We start from the raw sequence: 23,622 nt of genomic DNA, 5'->3' as shown, positions 1-23,622 counted from the left end.
GAAAAAAGGCGGAAAGGCTAGTAGAGGATGTTTTTATGAAGGGAGAATTATTTGTTATTGCAACTGCTCTGTTAAAATGGGATTTCCTCTTTTTTAACCGATGTTCTCTCCCCGCGTTCCCAATCTGTTCTAATAATCGCATAAAGAGTCGCGTCTACTAATCGGTCATTCTCCTTCTCCCATGATTGTCGCAAATAGCCTTCTTTTTCAAACAGACAATCGTGCAGAGACTTTCGCATCGCATAATTTCTTACTTCCGTGTACGCTTCCATTCTCACTCTCTTTTTTGACTGGGAAAACACATAATTCGTCACCCACGCCACACACTTTTTCCCGTACCCTTTACCACGTACGTCGTCCACTAAACGAACATCATACAAAAGCGGCATCGTATCAGACACATCCGCAATGATCACTAAGCCAATTTTTTTGCCATTCTCCTCTATCCAAAATGTTTCCCGGTCGTCCTCGTACCACCCTGTATCTAATCTTGTCCGGATTTCTTCAGGAAGTAGCGGTGCACCTCCGTGAAATGGCCATGCGTTTTCTGTATAAAAGTAAATTAATTCCACTATGTCTTCCTTTTTTAAATGAGTAAATGTTAATGAATTCATTTTTTTGTGTCCTTTCTCTTATGAGACTAAAATACAAGCACCCCACTGAAACATTGATATGTTTTCATGAGGTGCTTTTGTACAGCACGATTAAAATATTTCCTTATTAAATACCTTCTTGCACGTCGTATCCACGATCTTTTAACAAATCAACAATGCTATTTTCTCCAGCAAGGTGCATCGCTCCGACAACGACAAAATACGTTTCGTCCTTGTCTGCTGAAAGAAATTCTTCGATTTTGTTGGTCATCTCTTCGTCACGGTCATCAGTGAATGCTTTTGCAAACGCTTGATAATCTTCACTGTCCATTTCATTCATGAACTCAGATCGTAGTTTAGAAAATGCTTCGATATCCCCAGCTTGCCAAATATCCATTAGATTACGAAGTTTTTCTCCACCATTATGATATTCATTCACTGTATCTTCTAGTGATGCCGCTTGACTATCTTCAGACAAAATGTCACTAAGGACGCTCATTTGGTCTTCTGGTTTCTCCAAATCAATAATATTGAGATTTTCTTCCCCTGCCCGGTTAAGAAAATAAAGGTCTATGCCCTCTTCAGCAGAATATCCTGCTTTCTGAAACATAAATGGGTTAATCATATAGGAAGCAAACCAAGGTTTGAACGTCTCGACATCCGATTCGTCCATCCCATATGCTGCGAAAATATCGACCACATCTTGAAATGTATCTTCCTCTACAGCATCACTTAATGAGCGACCATCTTGATAGATTCCAGATTCAATCATAATAGTCATCATCTCCGTTTCATCTAGCGCCGTAAGATCAATTTCCACCGCCAAATGATCTGCCTCATCAAAAGCACGTTCAACATTTTCATGGAGCGGATAAATATCTTCACTCCCTACATGAATCGAACCAAACAAATGAACCGTGTTACCACCTTTTTCCACTTTGTAGAGGATACCTTTTGACGATGCTTCTTTATCTGTTGATGCTGCTTCTTTCTTATCTTCCGATTTTGCTTCTGTTTTCTCCTCAGGCGCTGTGTCTTTCTTATCTTCTTTTGCTGTGTCTGATGAACAAGCACCTAAGGTAAGCGCACACACAAGAACTGCGCTTGCTAATAACTTTTTCTTCATTTGTTTATCCTCCTGAGATACTATCTCTCTTATTTTTATTTCCATTCTATTTTACACCGTACCGGAACGGCAAGGGATTTCCGACATAAATAGAGACCCTACATGACAAACTCACACTTACGCCAAATCCCACCTACGGCGCCTTATCTTCAGATTCACTGTCATCCATCTCTTCTCCCAACACCTCAAAGACCTTATCTAAAAAACGATCTTCTTCTTCGGTGAAGATTTCTGGGAAGCGAAACTGGTCCATACTCTTCGTAATTTCGTCCCCATTTTCTCGCATCACTTCGAAAAATTCGTCCACATCATCTAAAACCTCGCGTGTGAGGGACATCATTTCACGGGCCACAGTTTTGGCTTCTTCAGACTGCGGTAAGACATTGTTTTTCACAAATGCTCTAATTTTTATAATTGATCGTCCACATGCAATATTGAAGGTACGTCTTTCTTCTTTAGAAAGACGATACATTCGATTGACCATGTCTTCTGAAAAATGTTCTTTCATCCATTCCTTACTCTCTTCTTCCCTTTGCACACCGTGAAGGAATGAGATAATAAGCGTCCAATCTAACTCATGTTCTTGTTGTAAAAGCGTCTGGATCGTTTCAATCGCATCAATTGCTCGATCTATTTCATCTCGTTTTTCTGCCAATAACTTATGCTGCATAGAAAGTGATTCTTCAAATGACTCATGAGAAAGCATCGACTCTCGTAAAAGCTTTTGAATGTCTTGTAACGTATAGCCAACAAATTTAAGCGACTGGATTTGCTGGAGCTTTTTCAACTCCTCGATGCCATATAACCGGTGGCCAGCATCGTTAAAGGTTTTTGGTACTAATAACTCTACTTCTTCATAAAAGCGCAGTGTCCTCACTGTAATACCTGTTTGCCGAGCAAATTCACTGATCGTATAAGTCATTTCCTGCATTTTTCCACCCCCTTTCGTTCAACGTTAATCTTATCATAGCTGATGACGTAACGGAGGGCGCAAGGGGTATTTTAAAATTTCCTCACAAAAAAGCAAAATAGCTTACACTTGATACAACCGCCGATACTTTTCATCCAAATACCGAATTAATGGCGTTGGGTCAATCCCGCCTCCAGTCACATCGCGAATGATATCAACCGGCTTTTTCGCTGCACCGTATTGATGGACATTCGTTCGTAACCATTCATGGATCGGCGCATAGTTCCCGGCTGCAATCGTCTCGTCTAAGTTTGGTACGTCTTTTACAAGCGCTTCTTTTAGTTGCGCTGCGTAAATGTAGCCTAAAGCGTAAGACGGGAAATAGCCAAATAAGCCAAAAGCCCAGTGCGTATCTTGTAATACGCCTTCACCATCATGGGCTGGACGTATCCCTAAATACTCGGCCATTTTCTCATTCCATAAGCCAGGCAAATCTTTCACTGCGATTTCACCTGCAAAGAGCCCTTTTTCAAGTTCATAGCGCAAAATGACATGCAATGGATACGTTAATTCATCCGCTTCTACTCGGATAAGAGAGGGTTCGGCTTTGTTTACAGCAAAGTAAAATTCGTCTAAAGACATTTGATCAAATTTTCCGGCCGCATGTTTCTTTAATAACTCATAATTTCGCTCCCAAAAAGGCTTACTTTTTCCAATAAATTTCTCCCATAACAATGACTGTGACTCATGAATCCCCATTGATGTACCTTGGCAGAGTGGCGTGCCAAGGAGGTCTTTTGAAACATTTTGTTCATACAACGCATGACCACCTTCATGGATCGTTCCAAATAAAGCCGTGCGGAAATCATGCTCGTTATATCTCGTTGTCACTCGTACATCATTCGGGTTTAAGCCAATGGCAAATGGATGCGCTGCTTCGTCCAATCGTCCAGCATCAAAATCATAACCGATCTCGCGTAACATCGCTTTACTTAAGGCGCGCTGTTTTTCTTTCGGAAATGGTTGCAATAAACGATCGATGTTTGGTTGTACAGCTGACGTTGTGACCGCCTGCACGAGTGGCACAAGTGCTTCACGTAATTCGGCAAATACTTTATCTAGGGTATCAGTGAAGACGCCTGGCTCGTACACATCAAGCAGTGTATGATACACATGTGCTTTCGGGTCGTAGTAATTTGCAAAACGCTTCTGGAAATCAATCATCTTCTCAACGTTTGGACGAAACAGCTCAAAGTCTGCTTTTTGCTTTGCTTCTTGCCACACCGCCTCCGATTGACCTTGTAGCGTCATATACGCTTGATACTCATCTTGTGGGATATTGATGTAGCGATCATATTTTTCCTGGCATTTTTGAACGACTTTTGGTGTCAGTGCTGACAACTCTGCTTGCACATTTTTCTCTGTTAACACTTCCAAATATGTGCCCATTTCTTTTGACGTCGCCATTTCGAAGACTGCTGTTGACAATGTTCCGTACACTTCTGCCCGCTGCGAAACACCTTTTTTCGGCATTCCTGTCCGTGCGTCCCAAGCCAACAAACTCACCGCTTGTTCGTAATCCTCGATTCTCTTCACAAACGCTAAAAAGTCTTGTTCCGTTTTCTTAACTGTGGTTGCCATCTGTATCCCCCTCGGCTATGATGCCTCTCTTGTTCTTTGGAACCATTATACGCCTTACAATGACTTCTGAAAACAAATACACTCATGCACACGGGCAAATTTTTCTTTCATCTGTTCTTTCTCTGAACCAACGTAGTGAGCAAATGCTGTCATGGGAAACATGTCGGCATCATCACTTACAAGTTTCGCTTGATCAAACTCTTTTTTTCCATCCATATATACATGTAAATATGAATCTACCTTTGTAAATGCATGTTTTTCATACCACATACGCACCCAATCATCATCTCGCGTCCACGCTTCAACATACGCCACACCGCGCGCCTTTGCTGCATCTTCGGCTGCTTGTAATAGCTTTGTGCCAATGGCTTGACGTTGAAAATCAGGGTGGACGGCAATATGCCAAATCATCCCACCAGCTTGTCCTGCTTTTGAACATACTTTCTCTGGTGCTGTATCAAGCTCGATATCAATCAAACCAACAATTTGTCCATCTATTTCAGCCACAAGTTCAATTGCTGGATTTTTGTACGCTTCTTTTTCACGCAACACATTGTCATAATAAGCTGTGTCTAAAAATGAAAGCACACGGCAGCGGACCCAACCTTTTTCGTCTGTTCGTTCATACGCACGAATGTTCATCTTTTCTCTCCTATCTGGCACGAAGCCGGCAGCCATTGTACTGCTGACTTCGCACGTATCACGCTTACTCTTCTGTCTCGCTCTCCTCTTCCTCACTCACATCGTTCAACTCAAAATCTTCAACTGCACCAAACTCTTTTTCCATCGTCTTATTTGTAAACGACTCGACACGTAAAATGTTTTCTTCTGTATCGCTCACTTCTGCTTCTAGCTCATCATTTGGCTGAATAAACACCGCATCACTGTGTTTCGCGATATCAAATTCAAGCACGGTACTTTCTCCTTCAATGAGCACACGGACATATTTTTCATTCGCGCCGATACTCGTACGATAAACCTTCCCCGAGACCGTCTTTGTTTCAAGTACATCTGTAGGCAAATAGTCATCGACGCCTAAATCATTGGCAAGCATTTGCCCGTAGTTTAAGAATACTTCTTTACGTGACGGCGCTGAAGAAATATTGCCCGTTTCCGCATGCACCATCGCTATTTCCCGCAACAGCCCATTTTTATCAACAACAGGAACGACCCACGTGTAATGGCCGTACACCGAATACAGAACTGGCTGCGTGCCGGACCATTGCTCTTTTTGGAAAGATTTATTCACAACTTCTCGCGCACCGCGTCCGTTTAACATGCCAGACATGCCCGTGTAATACGTCGCTTCACCTGTACGGGCATTCACCATCGTAAAACCGACCATCGTGTTCGACTCTTGATTTGGCCGCATATGGTCAATCATCCAGTACATCTCTTGTTCAGGACCGAGCACACCAAGCATATCGTCCTTGCTTGTCGGCTCATGCACCCCTTCTTTGGCGAACCATGCATTGAATAGTCCATTACTATACATCCCGTACCAATACGCATAATCAAGTGCTAACGTTGGCGCAATCGCGCGATCAACGAAATCAGGTTGCTCGCCAAGTGCATATTGTTCCATCTCCCCAGTCTCTGCATCGACCAAAATGACTCCTTCTGCTTTCGGGACAGCGCGATAGTGCTCGTAGCGTGCATACGAGTACGCATAGTACGGACGCCCCTCATCATCTGGTTCAAATGAATAGCCAATTAAAACGACATCGCCATATGCCTGACGTACGTGGCGCTCTAAGTTTTCATGGAAAAATGCGCTTGGTACATATTTCATCTCATACCCATCGACAAGACGCGCTTCTGCATTCGGGTCTTCGGCGCTTACCATAATATAACCCGGCGCATGATCGGCACGGAACCAACGCCATACATTCGCATACTCAATCGGCGAAACCCAATATAATTCGTCGTCAATTTTTTGGATATTCGACTCGCCGAGTTCATAGAAAGAATAGTTTTCAATATTACCAAAAGCAATCTCCGACTTGTAGCGGGCAGACTGATGTGGAACTACCCGCACCGCTTCCTCTGCGACGGACGCGATTTTTTCATCGCTACGCTCAATCTGACCGACCGTTGCCAACTCTTTTGTGACCATGAGCGGATAAATCAATTTCAGCCCTAACAAAACAAGCAACAATAATGCCCCTGTCGCCATTTGAACTTTGGCAAGTTTAAACGTGTATCGTACTCTTTTTCCCGTACCAATGGTTTGAACTGATTCCAACAATCCCGTTACAATGAGGTTGATCGCCACAACAACACCAAACGTGCTCAGTAATCCAGTAAACGATAAATCAATTAAACCAAAATAAATAACGACGATGCCGATGACAAAACCAATGACGTAACGCCCAGCTTGTAAAAGAAACCACGGTTTTGGTCTCCGCCTTAACCCTCGCACCCACGACTGTGGGTTTAAACTTAAACACGATAGCGCCATGAGCGCAATCCAAGCAAATAACATATGATCACTCTTTCTTTCTGGTCTCTATGAATCTCTACAGTTCTCTCTTCTTTTTTACGCAATACAGCCGCAAAAAGTTTCATATTATTGGGGACAAATGCTATGATGGGGGAAGATGCTACCATAAAGGAGCGAAGTACAATGGACTGGACAAAAACATTTTACAAACAACAACTGGAATGGTCCCGTGCGGATTCCACGTTAAATAACGAAATTCATCTTCTCCATCAAGAACGAGTTGACATCATAGCCCGATTGATCCCTACAGCTACACATATTTTAGAACTCGGTGGCGGGAATGGCCAATTTGCCGTTGCCGCAGCAAAACGTGGCTACCGCGTCACAATGATCGACATCGTTCCAGAACTCATTACCCAGGCAAAACAGCTAGCGAGCGAACATCATGTCCGCAGTCAGATTCAGTTTGTTACAGGAAGCTTTTATAATGTCGATTTACCTGATCGTTACGACGCTGTTTGTTATTGGGACGGTTTTGGTATTGGCAGTGACAAAGACCAACAGCACCTCCTCTCACGCATTGACAACTGGCTCACTGATCAAGGGACTGCGCTTATTGACATATACACGCCATGGTACTGGGCACAAGCGCACGGGCAAACAATGCAGTTTGGAGAGATTAAAAGACAGTACACGTTTGATGCAGTCACGTGCTGCATGATTGATACATGGACGCACGTAGATGAAGAAAATAATGCTGTGAAACAAACGTTACGCTGTTATTCACCAGCCGACTTGGCTCTTTTACTAGACGAAACAACTTTACAGCTTAAAGATTGCGAACCTGGCGGAAAATTTGACTACATCCATTCCAAATGGCACCCGAGTGTTCCTTTGCACGAGGCAATGACCTTTTTAGCCGTACTGGCAAAATTAAACCGTTAGGAGAAGGAATTCCCCCCTCTCCGTCTACATCTCGCCAATTATTCATATGTTTCTTTTAAGAACATCTGTTGAAAAAGAGGTGAACTTCCCATGCCCCTTACCCCATTTACCGATGAATGCCCTACGCTCCCGCGTATACAGCCGATTAGAAAAAGTAAACACGGCACCCACTATGATATGCCGATGATTGAGTGTAAACACACGTTTCATCGTGACTTGCCACCAGCGACTGTGTGGGGCTATCACGGCATGTACTTAGGACCGACGATTGAGGTTGAACGTGGTGAACAAGTGTATGTGAAGTGGGCCAATCATTTACCAAAAAAACACTTCCTCCCGGTTGACTTCACCGTTCATGGTGCACACAAAGATGTACCAGAAGTACGAACGGTCACCCACCTGCACGGCGCGCGCGTGAAGCCACATAGCGATGGGTATCCAGACGCATGGTTTACAAGTGGTTTTATGGAAGTTGGTCCATTGTTCGAACGAAAAGTATATCACTACGAAAACGACATGCCCGCTTGTACGCTCTGGTATCATGATCATGCGATTGGCATTACGCGGTTAAATGTATATGCAGGGCTTGCTGGATTTTATCTCATTCACGATCAGTTGGAACACAAACTCCCGCTCCCATCAGGACCTTTTGATATCCCACTTGTCATTCAAGATAAATCTTTTAACACGGATGGTTCCCTCTATTACCCACATCAACGAGAAAAGCCCGTTCCAGAGCTGACAACATCGATTGTTGGAGAGTTTTTCGGTGATACGAATGTTGTTAACGGGAAAGTGTGGCCTTACATGCAGGTGGAACCACGAAAATATCGCTTCCGCTTCTTAAACGCTGCCAACTCCCGCTTTTATACACTCTCGCTCGATTTAGGGCAACCATTTTATCTCATTGCCACCGACGGCGCATTGACACCAGCACCCGTCTGCCTACAGAAAATCACTTTAGCTCCAGCCGAACGCGTCGAAGTCATCATTGACTTCACCGGCATGGAACAAGCACACATCACCTTAAAAAACGAGGCTCCTGCCCCTTACCCTGGAGGTCCAACACCGGATCCCACTACCACCGGCATCGTCATGGCCTTTCATGTCACACAACCACTTTCCGCTCCAGACACGAGCATGATCCCACAGAAATTACGGCCAATCAAACCATTGAATCCAACAACAGCTGCCAAAGAACGCTACTTGACACTTGATCATTTGACTGATGAATATGGACGGCCAATTATGTTACTCAACAAATCGCACTGGGATGATGCGATCACTGAAACTCCACAACTTGGTACAACGGAAATATGGTCATTTATTAATCTCACAGATAACAGTCATGCGATGCATGTACATTTAATTGACTTTCTCATTCTCGATCGCCGTCCATTCGACATCACTGCCTATGAAAAAGACGGCACACTCCACTATACAGGTCCTCCCCGACCACCAGAACGAGAAGAATGCGGCTGGAAAGACACTGTACGCACCGACCCCGGGGAAGTAACGCGTGTCATCATGCATTTTATCCCGTATATTGGCCTTTACGTCTGGCATTGTCACATGCTAGAGCACGAAGACTATGAAATGATGCGTCCATTTGTCGTGATAAAGTGAGCAGAACAAAGAACATACGATCCCCTTGATTCGCGTTTTATATAAAGCGTATAATAAAGAAAACTAGGTGTATACAAAAAGACCACTGGTGTGTGCAGCACCAACGGTCTACGATAGCAGGACTGTTACAAAGAGGACAGCCTAAAGAACAAGCGTAACCCATTGACAAAGCCGCCACAGCTTACAAATGGGTTACTCTTTGTTTTGTGCCAAAGTGACAACAGACACGATCAAACTAGCAAACGAGATCAGAACGACAAGTGTTTGAAAGACGGTCATACCGCAATACCACCCCCTCTCTAACGAAAGTGCTATCACTCAATGAACGTCCTGTACCCTATCGTATTTTTTATTATAGCACAACATACGTTCTGATAACATATTTTTGATAAATCTTGCATATGTTTGGTTTTTTCTTTTGAATCTCGTAAACAAATATTTTTCCATCTCCTGCTACCTACCTTAACGATGTATTTGTGGTCACGTTTATCCAGGAAAAACGACAATCACTCCAACCAAAAACCACGGTTTGCAAACACTTACATATCACGAGCGAGTATTTCCAGTTTCAGGCAAAGCAGACGGCTATCACACCGCCTTTCTCACCGCCCACTCATGGTGCGCGTGATACAAATATCCCTCTAAATAATCCAAGTCAATCCACGTCACAGTATGGTCGACTTCAGTCGGTTCCTGCACCTTATCTAGCAACTTTACTGCGTAAAAAGAAGCTTCACTTAACAAAGGCTCATTTTGCGGTGATAGAAAATACTGCTGTGCTTTTCCAATAAAAGTACCTGCTTCAACTTCATAACCTGTTTCTTCAAGCATTTCCCTTTTTAAGCAGTCTTGTAGTGACTCTCCCGCTTCAATGCCGCCCCCGGGTAAAAAGTGGCCACGCTCTGTTTGCACGGTCATACATTTCTTTGTCTCTGCATCAATTACAACAGCATAGACACCTTGCCTTTTTCGGTAATTTAGGTCTGGACGCTGTTCTCCGAATACCTTCATCTACTGTACTCGGACGCTGCCAGCCAACATTCTCTTATATATCCTGTATGTTTTTACGGTCAAGAAGACATATAACAAGCCTATGGAAATAACGAAATACGACCCAAGCATCCTACCAAACGCAAATGAAATTCAAACCAAAAAGCACTTAGAAACGCTTCACCTTCTGCATCCCACAAACCAGGCGTGTAGAAAAATGCTTTTGGATTAGATATGTCCGGTATCATTCCTGTTGATAATAAGATTACAGTCCAACTAACGAATAAGATGGCAAAAATACTCCATAGCATCGTTAGCTTTTTATATCCCTTCACAATCTGCTCTTTACTTGAAAAAATGGCTTCAGAAGCTGCAGGATCGTCTTTTTCAAAATAATGGATGTCACTTTTGCCACAAACACGCTTCCATCCTTCCTCTTGAAAAGGTTGAAGGTATGTAGACAATGCTTGTTCATCACGACATTTTTTATAGTCAATTTTTATTGTTTTCGAATCTATGGTTTCAACTTTTTTAAAATAATAGGTAAACCAACCTCTATCCACAAATTGATATCCTGCTTCACGCATCTTATTTAACCATGCTTCTTCTTTTTCTATATCCATGAAATAACGCGTCTTTCCTATCAAGTTCATTTCTCCTCTCGTTTATCTATACTCTTGTGTAGGTTAAGTAAACCAATCCACCACGCTCATACACCTTTTCAGACTTCAAATTAGTTTGAGCAGTACCATTTGTAAAAAGGGGCATGCCTTCTCCTAACAATACTGGGATCAACGTTATTTGGTATTCATCAATTAATCCGGCTTCATTTAAAGGATTGACTAAAGAACTTCCACCAATTAGCCAAATATCCTTCCCTACTTCAGACTTCAAACCTTCCACAAAACGCACCACGTCTTCTTTGACGAAGCGTACATTCTCTCGTGGCTCTGCAGTCCGACTGGTCATGACATAGTTCGTCTTGTCGGCATAAAAATAATCAGCACCCAGCTCAGGCATTAATTCGTCGACCACCTGATCATACGTTTTACGCCCCATCAGTACCGTATCAATGCGATGATAAAGATTGACATAAGAGTCGTCAGCGCTTACAGCTTCTTGATCGCCATATTGCGTAAGCCAATCAATCTCCCCTTCTTTATCCGCAATAAATCCATCTACACTTGTCGCAATATACAAAATGACCTTACGAGACATTTGACGTCACCCCCATTACACGCTATATGCACAAATTATAACACAGCTATCCTGTTTATTGTGGGGGAACGCATACCATGTAAATGCAATTTCACTTCAGGTTGTAAGAGGGATACCAGAATGTCAGTTTACGTCATGGTCCCTTCATTTGACACCTTGTTCACCCCACATGTATAATGAGCCTTAACAAAGCATAGAATGAAGAAGACCGCGAGTGCTCGTAACACCCACGGTCTGCAATAGCAAGGTTCCCAACAAAAGGGACAGCCTGTCAGGGAGTAAATCCGTGTCTAAGCTGGCACGCTCAGCGGGTTTACTCTTTTTTACTAAGAGTAACGATTGACACGACTAACAACATTAACGAGACTAATACACCACAAGACATGGCTACTAGCATCAGCGTTTGAAAGACGGTCATCCAATCACCCCCTCTCAAGGGAGTGCTGCCCACATTTGCGTCACCTATGCTATTACGAGTTAATTGTAACACGTTTAATGAACCGGTAAAAATATTTTGAACGTACATAACACATATTAATGTTATGTTTAGTCTGAGACCTACCCATCCTTTTTTATTGCGTCAAGCATTCTGCTTGGCGTTTTTGCGTTGTGGATTCTGGCAGACTTTTAGAATATAAAAAAGACCCCGTATGTGGTGGAACGAGGTCAAAGAACTTATCACAAAAACGTTTCTGCTAAAAATCTTGCTAAAAATAACGGGAAATTGATGATGAGAGCGATTGTTATTGCTCCCATGATGAGGCTTTTAACTGTTTTACCGATCCGAGTATCTCATCCAAGATACCTTTGCATAACACCACAATAAAAAAAGTGATCGATAAACTTAACAAAAACTCTACAACAATCATCTTTATCCCCCTAGTTTACAGCCTGACTCAATTCCAATGTTTATATTTAGCCTCCTAAATTCCCCGTCTACATAAGCGTCAACTTCGCCACACACTCCACATGCGTCGTCTGCGGGAACATATCAACAGGTTGCACGACATCTACCTTGTACCCACCTTCTTCTGACAACAATTTTATATCCCGCGCAAGCGTGCCCGGATTACACGATACATAGACGATCCGCTTCGGTTTCATCGCCACCATTGCTTGCAACAACGCCTCATCACACCCTTTTCGTGGTGGATCGACCACGATGACGTCTGGACGAATGCCTTGTGCATACCACCACGGCATCACTTTCTCTGCTTCGCCGACAACAAAGTCGACGTTCTCAATATGATTCATTTTCGCATTATACTTCGCATCGGTGATCGCTTCAGGAACGATTTCCACGCCGTACACATGCTTGGCTTGTTTCGCTAAGCATAGCGTCAATGTGCCAATTCCGCAATACGCATCAATGACTGTCTCTGTTCCGGTTAATTCGGCATACGCGAGCGCCTGCCGGTAAAGTCGCTCTGTTTGCGCGTGATTCACTTGGTAAAAGGAGCGCGCTGAAATGGCAAAGCGAATGCCAAGTAGCTCATCATGCAAGTGGCTTTCTCCCCACAAAATGTGCGTCTCTTCTCCGAAAATGACATTCGTGCGGGCAGCATTCATATTATGTACAACCGAAACAACTCCAGCAACATGTTCACGGATTTCCCGGATGAGCGCCGCTTGATGAGGAAGTTTCTTATCTTTTGTTACGAGGACAACCATGACTTGTCCGGTAACCTTCCCAACACGGGTCACAATATGTCGTAAACAACCACTGTGCTTGTCCTCATTGTATGGTGTGATCCCGTACTGTTTGGCGAGCCTTTTTACCACTTGCACCGCGTGGTCATTTGCTTCTTCTTGGATCGGGCACGTATCCATATCAACAATGGTATGACTTCTCTTCGCATAAAAACCAGCAACAAACTTTCCATGTTGACTGGCAACAGGGACTTGTGCTTTATTGCGATAGTTCCACGGTTCATCCATCCCAATTGTCGTCTCCACGGGTACGTCTGGCTGGTTTGCAATACGTGCAAGTACATCTTTGACTTGTTTTTGTTTGTAAGAACGCTGTGCATGTTGAGCCAGATGCTGAATTTGGCAACCCCCACAGCGGTCAAAAATCGGGCATGGCGGCTTTACACGCGCTGAACTTTCCTCATTTATCTGCAGTAAACGTGCGAATCCATAGCCTTTGTTTGCCTTCACCACTTTAATATCTACCAATTCACCTGGTAATGCGTTTGGAACAAAGAGCGCGTAGCCATCCACTTTTGCGACACCCGCACCATCATGCGTCAAATCTTCTATGGTCACCGTCAATGTTTCATTCTTCTGCACTGGGGGCTTTGCTTTTTTCATCATTCATACCGCCTCGTCTTCAAGTCATACAAAAACACTGGCTTTTTCACACCAGTGTCTGTTTATTTCCGCGTTCTTACTCTTGGCATCAACATTTGGAAATGATGATGCAAATTTGTAAATTTAGCAGGCAACACACCACCGCGTTCACCATCTAAGTTGAGTTGCATTTCGGCACCTTGCAACACTTCAACCGTCACTTGCTTTGCCTGTATATGTAACAATTTAGGGTGCGAAAGATGATCCCCGCGCATCGCTAATGATGCTACATGCAAAAATTCTGGAAATGTCGTTTTCTGCACAATGAGCAGGTCAAACAAACCATCTTGCAAAGATGCTCCTGGACATAGCTTTTCAAACCCACCAATAGAATTTGTATTTGCAATGAGCAATGTCATAATCTCACCTTCAAATACATGGTTATCATACGTAATACGCACAGACGTTGGCTTAATTTGCGGGAGCTTCTCAATCCCTTTCAAGTAATAAGCAAGTTGCCCGACCATCGTCTTCATTTTACTTGGTACTTCATAGGTCAGCTCAGTTAATGAACCTGCTGCGGCAATGTTAATAAAAAATTTATCATTAATCGCGCCAATATCAATTGGTTCATAATACCCTTCACATAGCACATCGCATGCTTTTTCAATGTCCTTAGCAATTGTCAATGCGCGTGCAAAGTCATTTGTCGTGCCGGCGGGAATAATCCCGAGCATCGGGCGTTCCGGTAATGTTGCTAATCCATTCACGACCTCAAAAATTGTCCCATCTCCACCTGCCGCAATGACAACGTCAAATCCACGTTCTCCAGCTAGACGTGCTGCTTCCTTGGCACAGCCTTCTTTTGGTGTGGTTGCGTGCGCAGAAGCTTCATATCCCGCTCGTTCAAGTCGTTCTAAAATATAGGCAAGGTTTTTGCGTAGCTGCTCACGCCCCGCAGTTGGGTTATAGATGACTCTTGCTCGTTTCATTGTTCATCCCTACTTTATTAAAGGTGCAGGAGGTTGAAACATCTTTTCCTCTGTTTCAACCGTTGCCCGCTCCTTTAAAACATTTTTATCGCTTCGCTATTTCTTCAAGCAACAACTTATTGACCATTGGTGGGTTGGCTTTCCCTTTCGTTGCTTTCATCGTTTGACCGACAAGGTATTTCAGGGCGCGGTCTTTCCCACCACGGTAATCAATGATCGATTGCTCATTCTCATCTAAAATCTTTCCGATGATTTGTCGTAACTCGCCTTCATCAGAGATTTGCACAAGGCCTTTCTCTTTGACGATTTGTTCAGGATCGCCGCCATGTTCGAGGAGTTCTTTCATGACTTCCTTGGCAATTTTTGATGAGATTGTTCCTGCAGAAATGAGCTTGATCATCCTTGACAGCCCAATTGGTGTTAACGCAGTGTCGCCAAGATCAATTTGCTTAGCGTTCATATAAGCAAGAATATCACTCATAAGCCAATTCGCTACAAGCTTCGCATCTGCACCATAGCCAGTGGCTTCCTCAAAGAAATCCGACATCTCTTTTGTCAGTGTTAGTACGTGCGCATCGTACTGAGATAGTCCTAGTTCTGAGACATAACGTGCCTTTCTTTCATCCGGAAGTTCTGGGATCTGGGCGCGGACACGGTCTTTCCATGCATCGTCGATGTGAAGTGGTACCAAATCTGGCTCCGGGAAATAACGATAGTCGTCCGATCCTTCTTTGACACGCATTAAAATGGTTTGTTGCTTCGCTTCATCATAACGCCGTGTTTCTTGATGAATGACACCGCCTGCACGGAGCACTTCCGCTTGGCGTCTCTCCTCATATTCTAACCCTTTACGTACAAAGTTAAAAGAGTTCAAGTTCTTTAGTTCTGTTTTTGTCCCAAACGCTTCTTGTCCAACTGGACGGAGAGACAAGTTTGCGTCGCAACGAAGTGAACCTTCTTCCATTTTACAATCAGATACACTTGTATATTGGATAATCGCCTTTAGCTTCTCTAAATAGGCATAAGCCTCAGCAGGAGTACGAATATCTGGCTCTGACACAATTTCGATAAGTGGTGTCCCTTGGCGATTGTAATCAACGAGCGAGTAACCGTCGGCGCCGTGTGTCATCTTCCCCGCGTCCTCTTCTAAATGCACCCGGGTCACGCCGATTCGTTTTTTAACGCCTTCAACTTCAATTTCAATCCATCCATGTTCACCAATCGGTTTGTCAAATTGAGAAATTTGATATGCCTTTGGATTATCTGGATAGAAGTAGTTTTTACGGTCAAATTTTGTGTCCGTCGCAATTTGGCAATTGAGTGCCATTGCTGCTTTCATCGCATAGTCAACCGCTTTTTTGTTTAATACTGGTAATACCCCTGGATAGCCTAAATCAATCACACTTGTATTCGTGTTCGGTGCAGCCCCAAAATGGTTTGGGCTTGCCGAAAATATTTTTGCTTCTGTTTTTAACTCCACATGCACTTCTAAGCCGATCACAGTTTCAAACTTCATGCCGATTCCCTCCTTACCGTTTCATCTGTTTTATAGCGCCGGCTTTTCTTTCGTAAACCCTGTCGCTTGTTCATACGCATCAGCGACGCGATAAATCGTTTCTTCGTCAAAATGTTTCCCGATGATTTGTAATCCAAGTGGTAACCCCGCTTGAAAACCACATGGTACAGAAATCGCCGGTACACCCGCTAAGTTCACCGGAATCGTCAGTAAGTCATTAGCATACATCGTAAGAGGATCATCTATCTTCTCGCCAATACGGAATGCCGGCGTCGGCGTTGTTGGGCCAATAATAACATCAAAACGAGAGAAAACTTCATCGAAATCTTGTTTAATAAGTGCTCTCACTTGTTGGGCCTTTTTATAATAGGCATCGTAAAAACCGGTACTAAGTGCAAATGTCCCGAGCATTAAGCGCCGCTTCACTTCTTCGCCGAAACCTTCTGCCCGTGTTTTCAAATACATGTCGAGTAAATCCTCCGCGTTTTCTGTACGATAACCGTAGCGTACACCATCGAAACGAGCCAAGTTTGAAGACGCCTCTGAAGAAGCAATTAAATAATACGTCGCCAGTGCATACTTCGAATGCGGGAGTGATACTTCTTCCACAATCGCTCCGAGTCCTTCTAATACCTTTAAAGCATCGCGTACCGATTGCTTTACTGCATCATCGACACCTTCACCCATATATTCCGTTGGGACCGCAATTCGTAAGCCGCGAACATCTCCAGTCAATGCTTCACTAAAAGCAGGAACTGTTACATTTGCCGAGGTAGCGTCAGCTGTACAATGACCGGAAATCACCTCTAGTACATGGGCATTATCAGCAACGGTTCTCGTTAATGGGCCAATTTGGTCTAGTGATGATGCAAATGCGACCAAACCAAAACGCGATACCCGTCCATATGTAGGTTTTAACCCAACGACCCCGCAATAAGAAGCGGGCTGACGAATCGAACCCCCTGTATCAGACCCTAAACTACATAGCACTTCCCCAGCCGCAACCGCTGCCGCTGAACCACCACTTGAACCACCTGGAACATACGCTGTGTTCCACGGGTTTTTCGTCACGCCAAATGCCGACGTTTCATTGGACGAACCCATCGCAAATTCATCCATATTTAACTTTCCAATCGTGATCGCTTGCGCATCGTCAAGTTTATGCATCACCGTCGCATCATAAATCGGCTCAAAACCATCAAGAATTTTACTTGCACATGTTGTTTTTAAATCTTTCGTTACAATATTATCTTTAATACCAATCGGCAAACCGAAAAGCATGCTTTTATCAGTGGCAATCGCATCGTCCAACTGTTTTGCCGCTGCACGCGCGCGCGCTTCGTCCAGTGTTAAAAACGCTGACACTTTATCATCAACTTCTGCAATACGTCGATAAGACGTATCGACTAAGTCTGTAACGGAAATCTCTTTCGCAGTTAATTTTTGTTGCAATTCTCTCAATGAATGATCAAATAATGACATGCTAAACCCCCTCTCTCCTGTTTATGAAAATACAGAAGGCACCCGAATTTGTCCCGCCTCATGGTCAGGTGCATTCTTTAATACGTCTTCAACCGGTAATCCTTTTTCAGGCGTATCCTCGCGTAGCACATTACGTGATTCAAACGCATGTGTCATTGGTTTTACACCGTCCGCGTTGACTTCATTTAATTGTTCTGCAAATGTAATGATTTTCTCAAGCTGCCCTTGGAAACGTGTAACTTCCTCTTCGCTCATGGCTAAACGAGCCAAGTGTGCCACATGCTTCACTTGTTCTTTAGAAATTGTTGACAATCGTCCCACTCCTTACTTCAAAACTGTTGACAATATGACTCATGATACCAATGCAGGTGCAAAAAGGCAACAAAATGCCGCAAATAATTACTTCCACATACTTAATTGACAATATACATGAACGGCTCTTTCTTCGGTTCATGCGAAATGACGCTTTCTAGCTCCCCTGTCATTGCCGACACATTGACATCGACAAGGGCGTTTTTATAATACTTCTTCACTAGTTCAGCCACATATTGCGTCAACGCGACCACTTCAGTCTTACCATGGTATTGGATGTTTAAGTCGATAACCAATTTTGCAAGGTGGTTGTTTTCATAGCGCGCACGCCCAACGACACCAACTTGATTTTCAGAGAATGCTTGAATTTCTTCTTGAAAACGATCGAAGTGCTCAGCATCGTCACGTTTTTCTTCCGTTGCTGCTGCTGAAGGGAAGTAAAGATTTCTTTGCTTGATGTCAGACCACTCAAGCCCTTTTCCTGGCGTGTCTACAGCTACTTTGAAGAAATGACCGGTCGTTACAGACTGTCCTTCAGATTCCTCAAATAATGCAATCACAATTGGCACATCTGCCAACGTCGGACCCTCTTCTCCTTCAGACGCCTCTGGATTGAGTGGTTTTTCACGCATACGTTGAACAATCTTTTCAGCGGCTTCCATGCCTTTTTTCTCTCGCTCTGCTTTCTCAACTTCTGTTTTGCCTGTAACAACGTTATTATTGTCGTCCCTAAAGCGGTATTGATACACTTGATTCAGTGCAATTCCAATGACAATCCCACCCATCTCGTACACATCGTCTTTATCTTTCGTTACATAATTATGCTCTAGCAGCCGAGACACAATTAATGGGCTATTCTCCTCTTGCTTTTTCCGACTATCACCTTCACCTAGAGGGGGATTTAATCCAAGAGAAGCTGCTTCTTCTTCCCCTTCCCCGTCTCGTTTCAACCACGCCTCTACTTCCTCGCGCTGAATGTAGGCACCTTCTTGAAAATAATAATGTTCAATATCGAAGTGTTCTTGGGCAATTTGTTGCAATCCCATTTCTAACCAATTTAAATCAGTTTGCGTCGTGACAGAAGAAGCACCTACCCCCCTCGTGTCTCCATGAACATATTGCCCGTCTTTACGAATGCTCCGATAATAACCCTCTGCTGCCTCAACAGTTGAAGTCACATCAAGGTCCTCTGTAGGCATCACTTCTTTTTGTTTCTCTTGTTTATCTTTTGACTCGAACCAACCGCAACCAGATAAAATGAGCATACTTACAAGCCCCATGATACTCAAGCGTTTCATTTCGATTCCGTCTCCTTTTCCGTCAATCTTGCTATCGCCTCACTGAAATCAGCCTCTGTCCAGATGTCTATTCCTAAACTCTCTGCTTTCGTTTTCTTTGATCCTGCATCCTCACCGGCAATGACGAGGTCTGTATTTTTACTCACACTGCCTGTCACTTTGCCACCAAGCCTTTCGATTGCCTCTTTTGCTTCATCTCGTGTCCATGCTGTTAATTTCCCCGTTAATACAACCGTTTTTCCTGCAAAAATGGTATCGGAGGATACGGATTCACTTGTGGCACCTAAATAGGTCATATTTACACCGTACGCGCGCAGCTTTTCTAACAGTGCTTGCGCTTTTTCATTTGAAAAATACGCCACGAGCGATGCAGCCATTTTTGCACCGATTTCCTCAACTGCAATTAACGATTCTTCCGAGGCGGTTCTAAGCTCATCCATCGCCTTAAATGTACGTGCCAACGTCTGGGATGCTTTGAAGCCAATGAAACGAATACCTAGTGCAAAAATTAAGCGCTCAAGCGAGTTTTTCTTCGATGCTTCAATTGCATGAAGCATATGTGTGACCGATTTTTCACCCATACGCGGGAGCGCTAGCAACGCTTGTTTATCTAAACAATATAAGTCAGATACATCCTGAATCAAGTTATGGGCAAACAGTTGGCTAATCACTTTCTCGCCCACACCATCAATATTCATCGCTTGACGCGAGACAAAATGAATCATGCCTTCACGAATTTGTGCTGGACACATTGGGTTGATGCACCGTAAAGCGACTTCTTCGTCTAGACGGACAAGCTCACTCTCACATTCCGGACATACACGTGGCATTTCAAACACTTTTTCTTTTCCGGTTCGCTGCGCCTCTACAACAGCAACAACTTCTGGAATGATATCGCCCGCTTTTCTAATCATGACCGTATCACCAATGCGTACATCTTTTTGCCGAATGAAGTCTTCATTGTGAAGTGATGCCCGCTGGACTGTCGTCCCTGCAACGAGTACTGGCGCCAGTTGGGCTGTCGGTGTCACTACGCCTGTTCGACCGACATTTAATTCAATCGCCTGCAATGTTGTCGTCACTTCTTCTGCTGGAAATTTGAATGCGATCGCCCAGCGTGGGCTTCTCGCGGTAAAACCTAACCGTTCTTGTTGTGGGAGCGCGTCAACTTTCACAACAACCCCATCTATTTCATACGGCAACTCGTGTCGCGCGACTTGTTGCTTTTCAACGTAAGAAATCACGTCGTCAATTGTTTCACAACGCGCAGCCTCCTTATTCACCCTAAAGCCTAGTTGGTGTAAATAACGTAGTCGCTCATATTGAGATATTGGGGCACCTAGTCCTTCTCCAACAAGCCCGTAAGCAAAAAAAGCAAGCTTTCGTTTTGCCACCACCTTCGGATCAAGTTGCCGCAGTGATCCTGCCGCGGCATTCCGAGGGTTCATAAATGGCGCCTCTTCAGCTAAGAGACGTGCTTCATTCAGCGCCACAAAAGCTTTTTTTGACATATACGCTTCACCACGCACTTCGATAGAGACAGGCTGCCTAAGGACGAGCGGGATGTCTGTAATCGTCTTTAAATTACGCGTAATGTCTTCACCTGTTGTCCCGTCTCCCCGCGTGGCTCCACGGATCAGTCTACCTTCTTCGTATGTGAGAGACACAGCTAAACCGTCAAACTTCAACTCACATGCATAAGCAACATCTTCCTCTAATGCGTGACGAATGCGCTCATCAAATTCACGTAGTGTTTGTGAAGAAAACGCGTTCCCTAAGCTTAACATCGGTACACGATGGTGCACTTTTGTAAAAGCTTTAAGCGGTTTTCCCCCGATCCGAGTGCTCGGGGAATCATCAGTTACAAGCGACGGGAATGCTTCTTCCAATGCAAGCAGCTCGTGAAACAATTGATCATACACGACATCAGACACTTCCGGCGCATCATGTACATGGTATTGCTCATTATATTTATTTAACTGTTTCTTAAGTTGCTGCAATCTCACTTCTGCTTCACGCTTGTCCACCTTTTTCCCTACCTTCCTCATTCTTTCGTGATCGGAGCAAATTTTGCAAACAACCGCTTCATTCCCGTTGGCGATGGAAAGGCGATATCTAATGTGACATCATCGCCGTCTCCTTTAATACTAACGACCGTACCAACACCCCATTTTTTATGGCGCGCTTTGTCACCGGTCTGCCATGCGAATCTTTCTCCACCTGTCGTCACTGGACGCGTCCGTATAAAAGGAGACGCAGAAACAGACTGTAAAAAAGGTTCATCTTTTGCCTGCGTATTAAGCAATGTGGTGGGTACTTCACTAATAAAACGAGAACGAGGGTTCACTTGCGTTCGCCCATACAACGTCCGCATTTTCGCACTCGTTAAATACAATTCCTTCTCTGCTCGCGTCATCCCGACATAGGCAAGACGGCGCTCTTCTTCCATTTCCTCCGTGTCAAACAAAGATCGGTTATGTGGGAAGACACCTTCTTCCATCCCAATTAAAAAGACGAGCGGAAATTCCAACCCTTTTGCTGCGTGCAACGTCATTAATGTTACTGCTGATTGGTTCTCTTTTTCATCTTCATCAAGCTGATCAATATCTGCCACAAGTGCCAAATCCGTCAAAAATGCGACTAAGCTCCGATCTTCGCTCCGCCCTTCAAATGCTTGTGTCACTGTTAAAAGCTCATCAATATTCTCCAACCGCGAATTCGCTTCAATTGTTTGTTCACTTTGTAACATTTGTCGGTAACCGGTTGTATCTAGCAATCCTTCAGTTAATTCGGTGACAGAAATTTCCTCCTGTAGCCGCATCCACTGCCTTACCAAGTCGCGAAATTCCAGTAACTTCGTTCGCGCACGCGCTGTGATACCAATATGTTCTAACTCATCTAATGCGGCAAACATTGACATGTCATTCATTTCAGCATACGTAGCAACTTTTTCAACCGTCGCCAGACCGATCCCACGCTTTGGCACATTGACAACCCGCTGAAAACTCATGTCATCATTTGGGTTTGATACAATCCGCAAGTAAGCAAGCATATCTTTAATTTCTTTTCGCTCGTAAAACTTTGTCCCACCAACCATTTGATAAGTAATATTAGACTGGACAAATTGCTCCTCAATCATACGAGATTGCGCATTCGTGCGATATAATACGGCAATATGCCGATATTCATAACCCCGTTGACGGACAGCGTCCACAATTTCTCCCGTCACAAAAATGGCCTCGTCCTGTTCTGTTTCTGCCTCATACACCCGAATTTTCGCACCAGCATCATTTTCCGTCCATAAATTTTTCGGCTTCCGCGTCATATTATTCGCAATGACTTCATTTGCAGCTTGTAAAATCGTTTTTGTTGAGCGGTAATTTTGTTCTAATAAAATGACCGTTGCATCTGGATAATCTTCTTCAAATGATAAAATATTCGTCATGTCTGCCCCGCGCCAACGATAGATCGACTGATCGGCGTCACCAACAACGCACACATTCCGTGATAATGCACCTAACATTTGCACGAGCTGATACTGCGCTTTGTTCGTGTCTTGGTACTCATCAACATGAATGTAACGAAATTTACGCTGGTAAAATTCGAGCACTTCTGGTACATCGTGAAACAATTGAATCGTCTTCATAATCAAGTCATCAAAATCTAGTGCGTTATTTTGCTGCAGGCGCTCTGTATAGTCAATATATACATCGGCTGCTACTTGTGCATATAAGTCCGTCGCCTCTTTTAAAAATTGCTTTGGCGTTTTCAAATCATTTTTTGCGCTGGAAATCGTACCTAACAACGCTTTAGGTGCAAATTTTTTAGGGTCAACATTTTGCTTTTTTAAAATTTGCTTGATGACCGATATTTGGTCAGACGTATCTAAGATCGTAAAATTCCGCTCGTAGCCAATCCGGTCAATATCACGTCGTAAGATCCGTACACACATCGAATGAAACGTTGAAATCCAAATGTCTTCTGCTGGTGGACCAACGAGCGATGCCACCCGTTCTTTCATCTCATTTGCGGCTTTATTCGTAAATGTGATCGCAAGGACAGACCACGGCTTCACGCCAACATGTTGCAACAAATAACTAATACGGTGCGTTAGTACACGTGTTTTCCCACTCCCAGCGCCAGCCATAAGTAAAAGTGGTCCCTCCGTATGTCGGACTGCTTGCTGTTGACGCTCATTTAACTTTGCAATCATTTGTTCAATCGTTGTTTCCTGCATA

At 43.9% G+C, this 23,622-nt stretch carries 21 protein-coding genes; 2 read left to right on the top strand and 19 right to left on the bottom strand.

The features are described from left to right. Positions 1-71: 71 nt before the first annotated feature. The 6 genes from NSQ26_RS01230 to NSQ26_RS01205 all read right to left on the bottom strand — a co-directional run bounded on the left by NSQ26_RS01230 (position 72) and on the right by NSQ26_RS01205 (position 6,755). A complete protein-coding gene (locus tag NSQ26_RS01230) occupies positions 72-614 on the bottom strand; it encodes a GNAT family N-acetyltransferase (protein ID WP_090776334.1) in 543 nt (180 codons plus the stop codon). Between the two features lie 106 nt (positions 615-720). Further along, a complete protein-coding gene (locus NSQ26_RS01225) occupies positions 721-1,719 on the bottom strand; it encodes a TraB/GumN family protein (RefSeq protein ID WP_499718869.1) in 999 nt (332 codons plus the stop codon). Positions 1,720-1,852: 133 nt separating this feature from the next. After that, entirely contained in the window at positions 1,853-2,650 is a 798-nt protein-coding gene (locus tag NSQ26_RS01220) for a MerR family transcriptional regulator (RefSeq protein WP_499718868.1), read from the bottom strand. 102 nt (positions 2,651-2,752) lie between these two features. Next, entirely contained in the window at positions 2,753-4,270 is a 1,518-nt protein-coding gene (locus NSQ26_RS01215; protein ID WP_499718867.1) for a carboxypeptidase M32, read from the bottom strand. 54 nt (positions 4,271-4,324) lie between these two features. Continuing rightward, positions 4,325-4,912 carry a GNAT family N-acetyltransferase gene (locus NSQ26_RS01210; protein ID WP_499718866.1) on the bottom strand — a complete coding sequence of 196 codons (588 nt, stop codon included), beginning with the start codon at positions 4,910-4,912 and terminating at the stop codon, positions 4,325-4,327. A gap of 64 nt (positions 4,913-4,976) precedes the next feature. Further along, entirely contained in the window at positions 4,977-6,755 is a 1,779-nt protein-coding gene (locus tag NSQ26_RS01205) for a hypothetical protein (RefSeq protein WP_499718865.1), read from the bottom strand. A 141-nt stretch (positions 6,756-6,896) separates the two neighbouring features. Between NSQ26_RS01205 and NSQ26_RS01200 the strand changes: the two genes are divergently transcribed. Together NSQ26_RS01200 and NSQ26_RS01195 are read left to right on the top strand one after the other, a co-directional pair. Then, the gene (locus NSQ26_RS01200; RefSeq protein ID WP_499718864.1) at positions 6,897-7,658 is read left to right on the top strand and encodes a class I SAM-dependent methyltransferase; all 762 of its coding nucleotides are present in this window, start codon (positions 6,897-6,899) and stop codon (positions 7,656-7,658) included. A 90-nt stretch (positions 7,659-7,748) separates the two neighbouring features. Then, the gene (locus NSQ26_RS01195; protein ID WP_499718863.1) at positions 7,749-9,284 is read left to right on the top strand and encodes a multicopper oxidase family protein; all 1,536 of its coding nucleotides are present in this window, start codon (positions 7,749-7,751) and stop codon (positions 9,282-9,284) included. 192 nt (positions 9,285-9,476) lie between these two features. Here the strand turns inward: NSQ26_RS01195 and NSQ26_RS01190 are convergent, their stop codons facing one another. The 13 genes from NSQ26_RS01190 to pcrA form a co-directional block, all read right to left on the bottom strand. Further along, a complete protein-coding gene (locus NSQ26_RS01190; RefSeq protein WP_499719953.1) occupies positions 9,477-9,563 on the bottom strand; it encodes a putative holin-like toxin in 87 nt (28 codons plus the stop codon). A 309-nt stretch (positions 9,564-9,872) separates the two neighbouring features. Then, positions 9,873-10,295 carry an NUDIX hydrolase gene (locus tag NSQ26_RS01185; RefSeq protein WP_090776341.1) on the bottom strand — a complete coding sequence of 141 codons (423 nt, stop codon included), beginning with the start codon at positions 10,293-10,295 and terminating at the stop codon, positions 9,873-9,875. Between the two features lie 80 nt (positions 10,296-10,375). Beyond that, on the bottom strand, positions 10,376-10,921 hold the full coding sequence (locus NSQ26_RS01180; protein WP_499718862.1) for a DUF2812 domain-containing protein: 546 nt from the start codon (positions 10,919-10,921) through the stop codon (positions 10,376-10,378). Between the two features lie 22 nt (positions 10,922-10,943). Next, entirely contained in the window at positions 10,944-11,492 is a 549-nt protein-coding gene (locus tag NSQ26_RS01175) for a dihydrofolate reductase family protein (protein WP_090776343.1), read from the bottom strand. A 743-nt stretch (positions 11,493-12,235) separates the two neighbouring features. Continuing rightward, complete coding sequence (locus NSQ26_RS01170) at positions 12,236-12,361, bottom strand: hypothetical protein (protein WP_281241417.1); 126 nt, start codon at positions 12,359-12,361, stop codon at positions 12,236-12,238. A 67-nt stretch (positions 12,362-12,428) separates the two neighbouring features. Next, positions 12,429-13,805, bottom strand: a complete 1,377-nt coding sequence (gene rlmD / locus NSQ26_RS01165; RefSeq protein ID WP_499719951.1) for a 23S rRNA (uracil(1939)-C(5))-methyltransferase RlmD — start codon at positions 13,803-13,805, stop codon at positions 12,429-12,431. Between the two features lie 62 nt (positions 13,806-13,867). Continuing rightward, positions 13,868-14,776 (bottom strand): diacylglycerol kinase, encoded by a 909-nt coding sequence (locus tag NSQ26_RS01160; protein ID WP_090776345.1) that lies wholly within the window; start codon positions 14,774-14,776, stop codon positions 13,868-13,870. 85 nt (positions 14,777-14,861) lie between these two features. After that, entirely contained in the window at positions 14,862-16,292 is a 1,431-nt protein-coding gene (gene gatB / locus NSQ26_RS01155; protein ID WP_499718861.1) for an Asp-tRNA(Asn)/Glu-tRNA(Gln) amidotransferase subunit GatB, read from the bottom strand. Positions 16,293-16,322: 30 nt separating this feature from the next. Then, positions 16,323-17,774, bottom strand: coding sequence for an Asp-tRNA(Asn)/Glu-tRNA(Gln) amidotransferase subunit GatA (gatA, locus tag NSQ26_RS01150; protein WP_499718860.1), 1,452 nt, complete (start codon positions 17,772-17,774; stop codon positions 16,323-16,325). 21 nt (positions 17,775-17,795) lie between these two features. After that, positions 17,796-18,086, bottom strand: a complete 291-nt coding sequence (gatC, locus tag NSQ26_RS01145; RefSeq protein WP_499718859.1) for an Asp-tRNA(Asn)/Glu-tRNA(Gln) amidotransferase subunit GatC — start codon at positions 18,084-18,086, stop codon at positions 17,796-17,798. A gap of 101 nt (positions 18,087-18,187) precedes the next feature. Then, complete coding sequence (locus NSQ26_RS01140; RefSeq protein ID WP_499718858.1) at positions 18,188-19,384, bottom strand: CamS family sex pheromone protein; 1,197 nt, start codon at positions 19,382-19,384, stop codon at positions 18,188-18,190. Continuing rightward, on the bottom strand, positions 19,381-21,432 hold the full coding sequence (gene ligA / locus NSQ26_RS01135) for an NAD-dependent DNA ligase LigA (RefSeq protein ID WP_499718857.1): 2,052 nt from the start codon (positions 21,430-21,432) through the stop codon (positions 19,381-19,383). Before ligA ends, NSQ26_RS01140 begins: the two co-directional genes overlap by 4 nt. Then, positions 21,429-23,621, bottom strand: coding sequence for a DNA helicase PcrA (pcrA, locus tag NSQ26_RS01130; RefSeq protein WP_499718856.1), 2,193 nt, complete (start codon positions 23,619-23,621; stop codon positions 21,429-21,431). Before pcrA ends, ligA begins: the two co-directional genes overlap by 4 nt. Between the last annotated feature and the right edge of the window lies 1 nt (position 23,622).

It is taken from the genome of Bacillus sp. FSL W7-1360 (assembly GCF_038592975.1).
Lineage (GTDB): Bacteria > Bacillota > Bacilli > Bacillales > Bacillaceae_D > Shouchella > Shouchella lonarensis.
Note: the sequence above shows the minus strand (reverse complement) of the source record. Positions and strands in the feature narration are given on the sequence as shown.

Excerpts from the sequence above, each read along its gene's own strand:
- NSQ26_RS01230 (WP_090776334.1), bottom strand. The coding sequence starts at position 614 with ATGAATTCATTAACATTTACTCATTTAAAAAAGGAAGACATAGTGGAA.
- NSQ26_RS01225 (WP_499718869.1), bottom strand. The coding sequence starts at position 1,719 with ATGAAGAAAAAGTTATTAGCAAGCGCAGTTCTTGTGTGTGCGCTTACC.
- NSQ26_RS01220 (WP_499718868.1), bottom strand. The coding sequence starts at position 2,650 with ATGCAGGAAATGACTTATACGATCAGTGAATTTGCTCGGCAAACAGGT.
- NSQ26_RS01215 (WP_499718867.1), bottom strand. The coding sequence starts at position 4,270 with ATGGCAACCACAGTTAAGAAAACGGAACAAGACTTTTTAGCGTTTGTG.
- NSQ26_RS01210 (WP_499718866.1), bottom strand. The coding sequence starts at position 4,912 with ATGAACATTCGTGCGTATGAACGAACAGACGAAAAAGGTTGGGTCCGC.
- NSQ26_RS01205 (WP_499718865.1), bottom strand. The coding sequence starts at position 6,755 with ATGTTATTTGCTTGGATTGCGCTCATGGCGCTATCGTGTTTAAGTTTA.
- NSQ26_RS01200 (WP_499718864.1), top strand. The coding sequence starts at position 6,897 with ATGGACTGGACAAAAACATTTTACAAACAACAACTGGAATGGTCCCGT.
- NSQ26_RS01195 (WP_499718863.1), top strand. The coding sequence starts at position 7,749 with ATGCCCCTTACCCCATTTACCGATGAATGCCCTACGCTCCCGCGTATA.
- NSQ26_RS01190 (WP_499719953.1), bottom strand. The coding sequence starts at position 9,563 with ATGACCGTCTTTCAAACACTTGTCGTTCTGATCTCGTTTGCTAGTTTG.
- NSQ26_RS01185 (WP_090776341.1), bottom strand. The coding sequence starts at position 10,295 with ATGAAGGTATTCGGAGAACAGCGTCCAGACCTAAATTACCGAAAAAGG.
- NSQ26_RS01175 (WP_090776343.1), bottom strand. The coding sequence starts at position 11,492 with ATGTCTCGTAAGGTCATTTTGTATATTGCGACAAGTGTAGATGGATTT.
- NSQ26_RS01170 (WP_281241417.1), bottom strand. The coding sequence starts at position 12,361 with ATGATTGTTGTAGAGTTTTTGTTAAGTTTATCGATCACTTTTTTTATT.
- rlmD (WP_499719951.1), bottom strand. The coding sequence starts at position 13,805 with ATGAAAAAAGCAAAGCCCCCAGTGCAGAAGAATGAAACATTGACGGTG.
- NSQ26_RS01160 (WP_090776345.1), bottom strand. The coding sequence starts at position 14,776 with ATGAAACGAGCAAGAGTCATCTATAACCCAACTGCGGGGCGTGAGCAG.
- gatB (WP_499718861.1), bottom strand. The coding sequence starts at position 16,292 with ATGAAGTTTGAAACTGTGATCGGCTTAGAAGTGCATGTGGAGTTAAAA.
- gatA (WP_499718860.1), bottom strand. The coding sequence starts at position 17,774 with ATGTCATTATTTGATCATTCATTGAGAGAATTGCAACAAAAATTAACT.
- NSQ26_RS01140 (WP_499718858.1), bottom strand. The coding sequence starts at position 19,384 with ATGAAACGCTTGAGTATCATGGGGCTTGTAAGTATGCTCATTTTATCT.
- ligA (WP_499718857.1), bottom strand. The coding sequence starts at position 21,432 with ATGAGGAAGGTAGGGAAAAAGGTGGACAAGCGTGAAGCAGAAGTGAGA.
- pcrA (WP_499718856.1), bottom strand. The coding sequence starts at position 23,621 with ATGCAGGAAACAACGATTGAACAAATGATTGCAAAGTTAAATGAGCGT.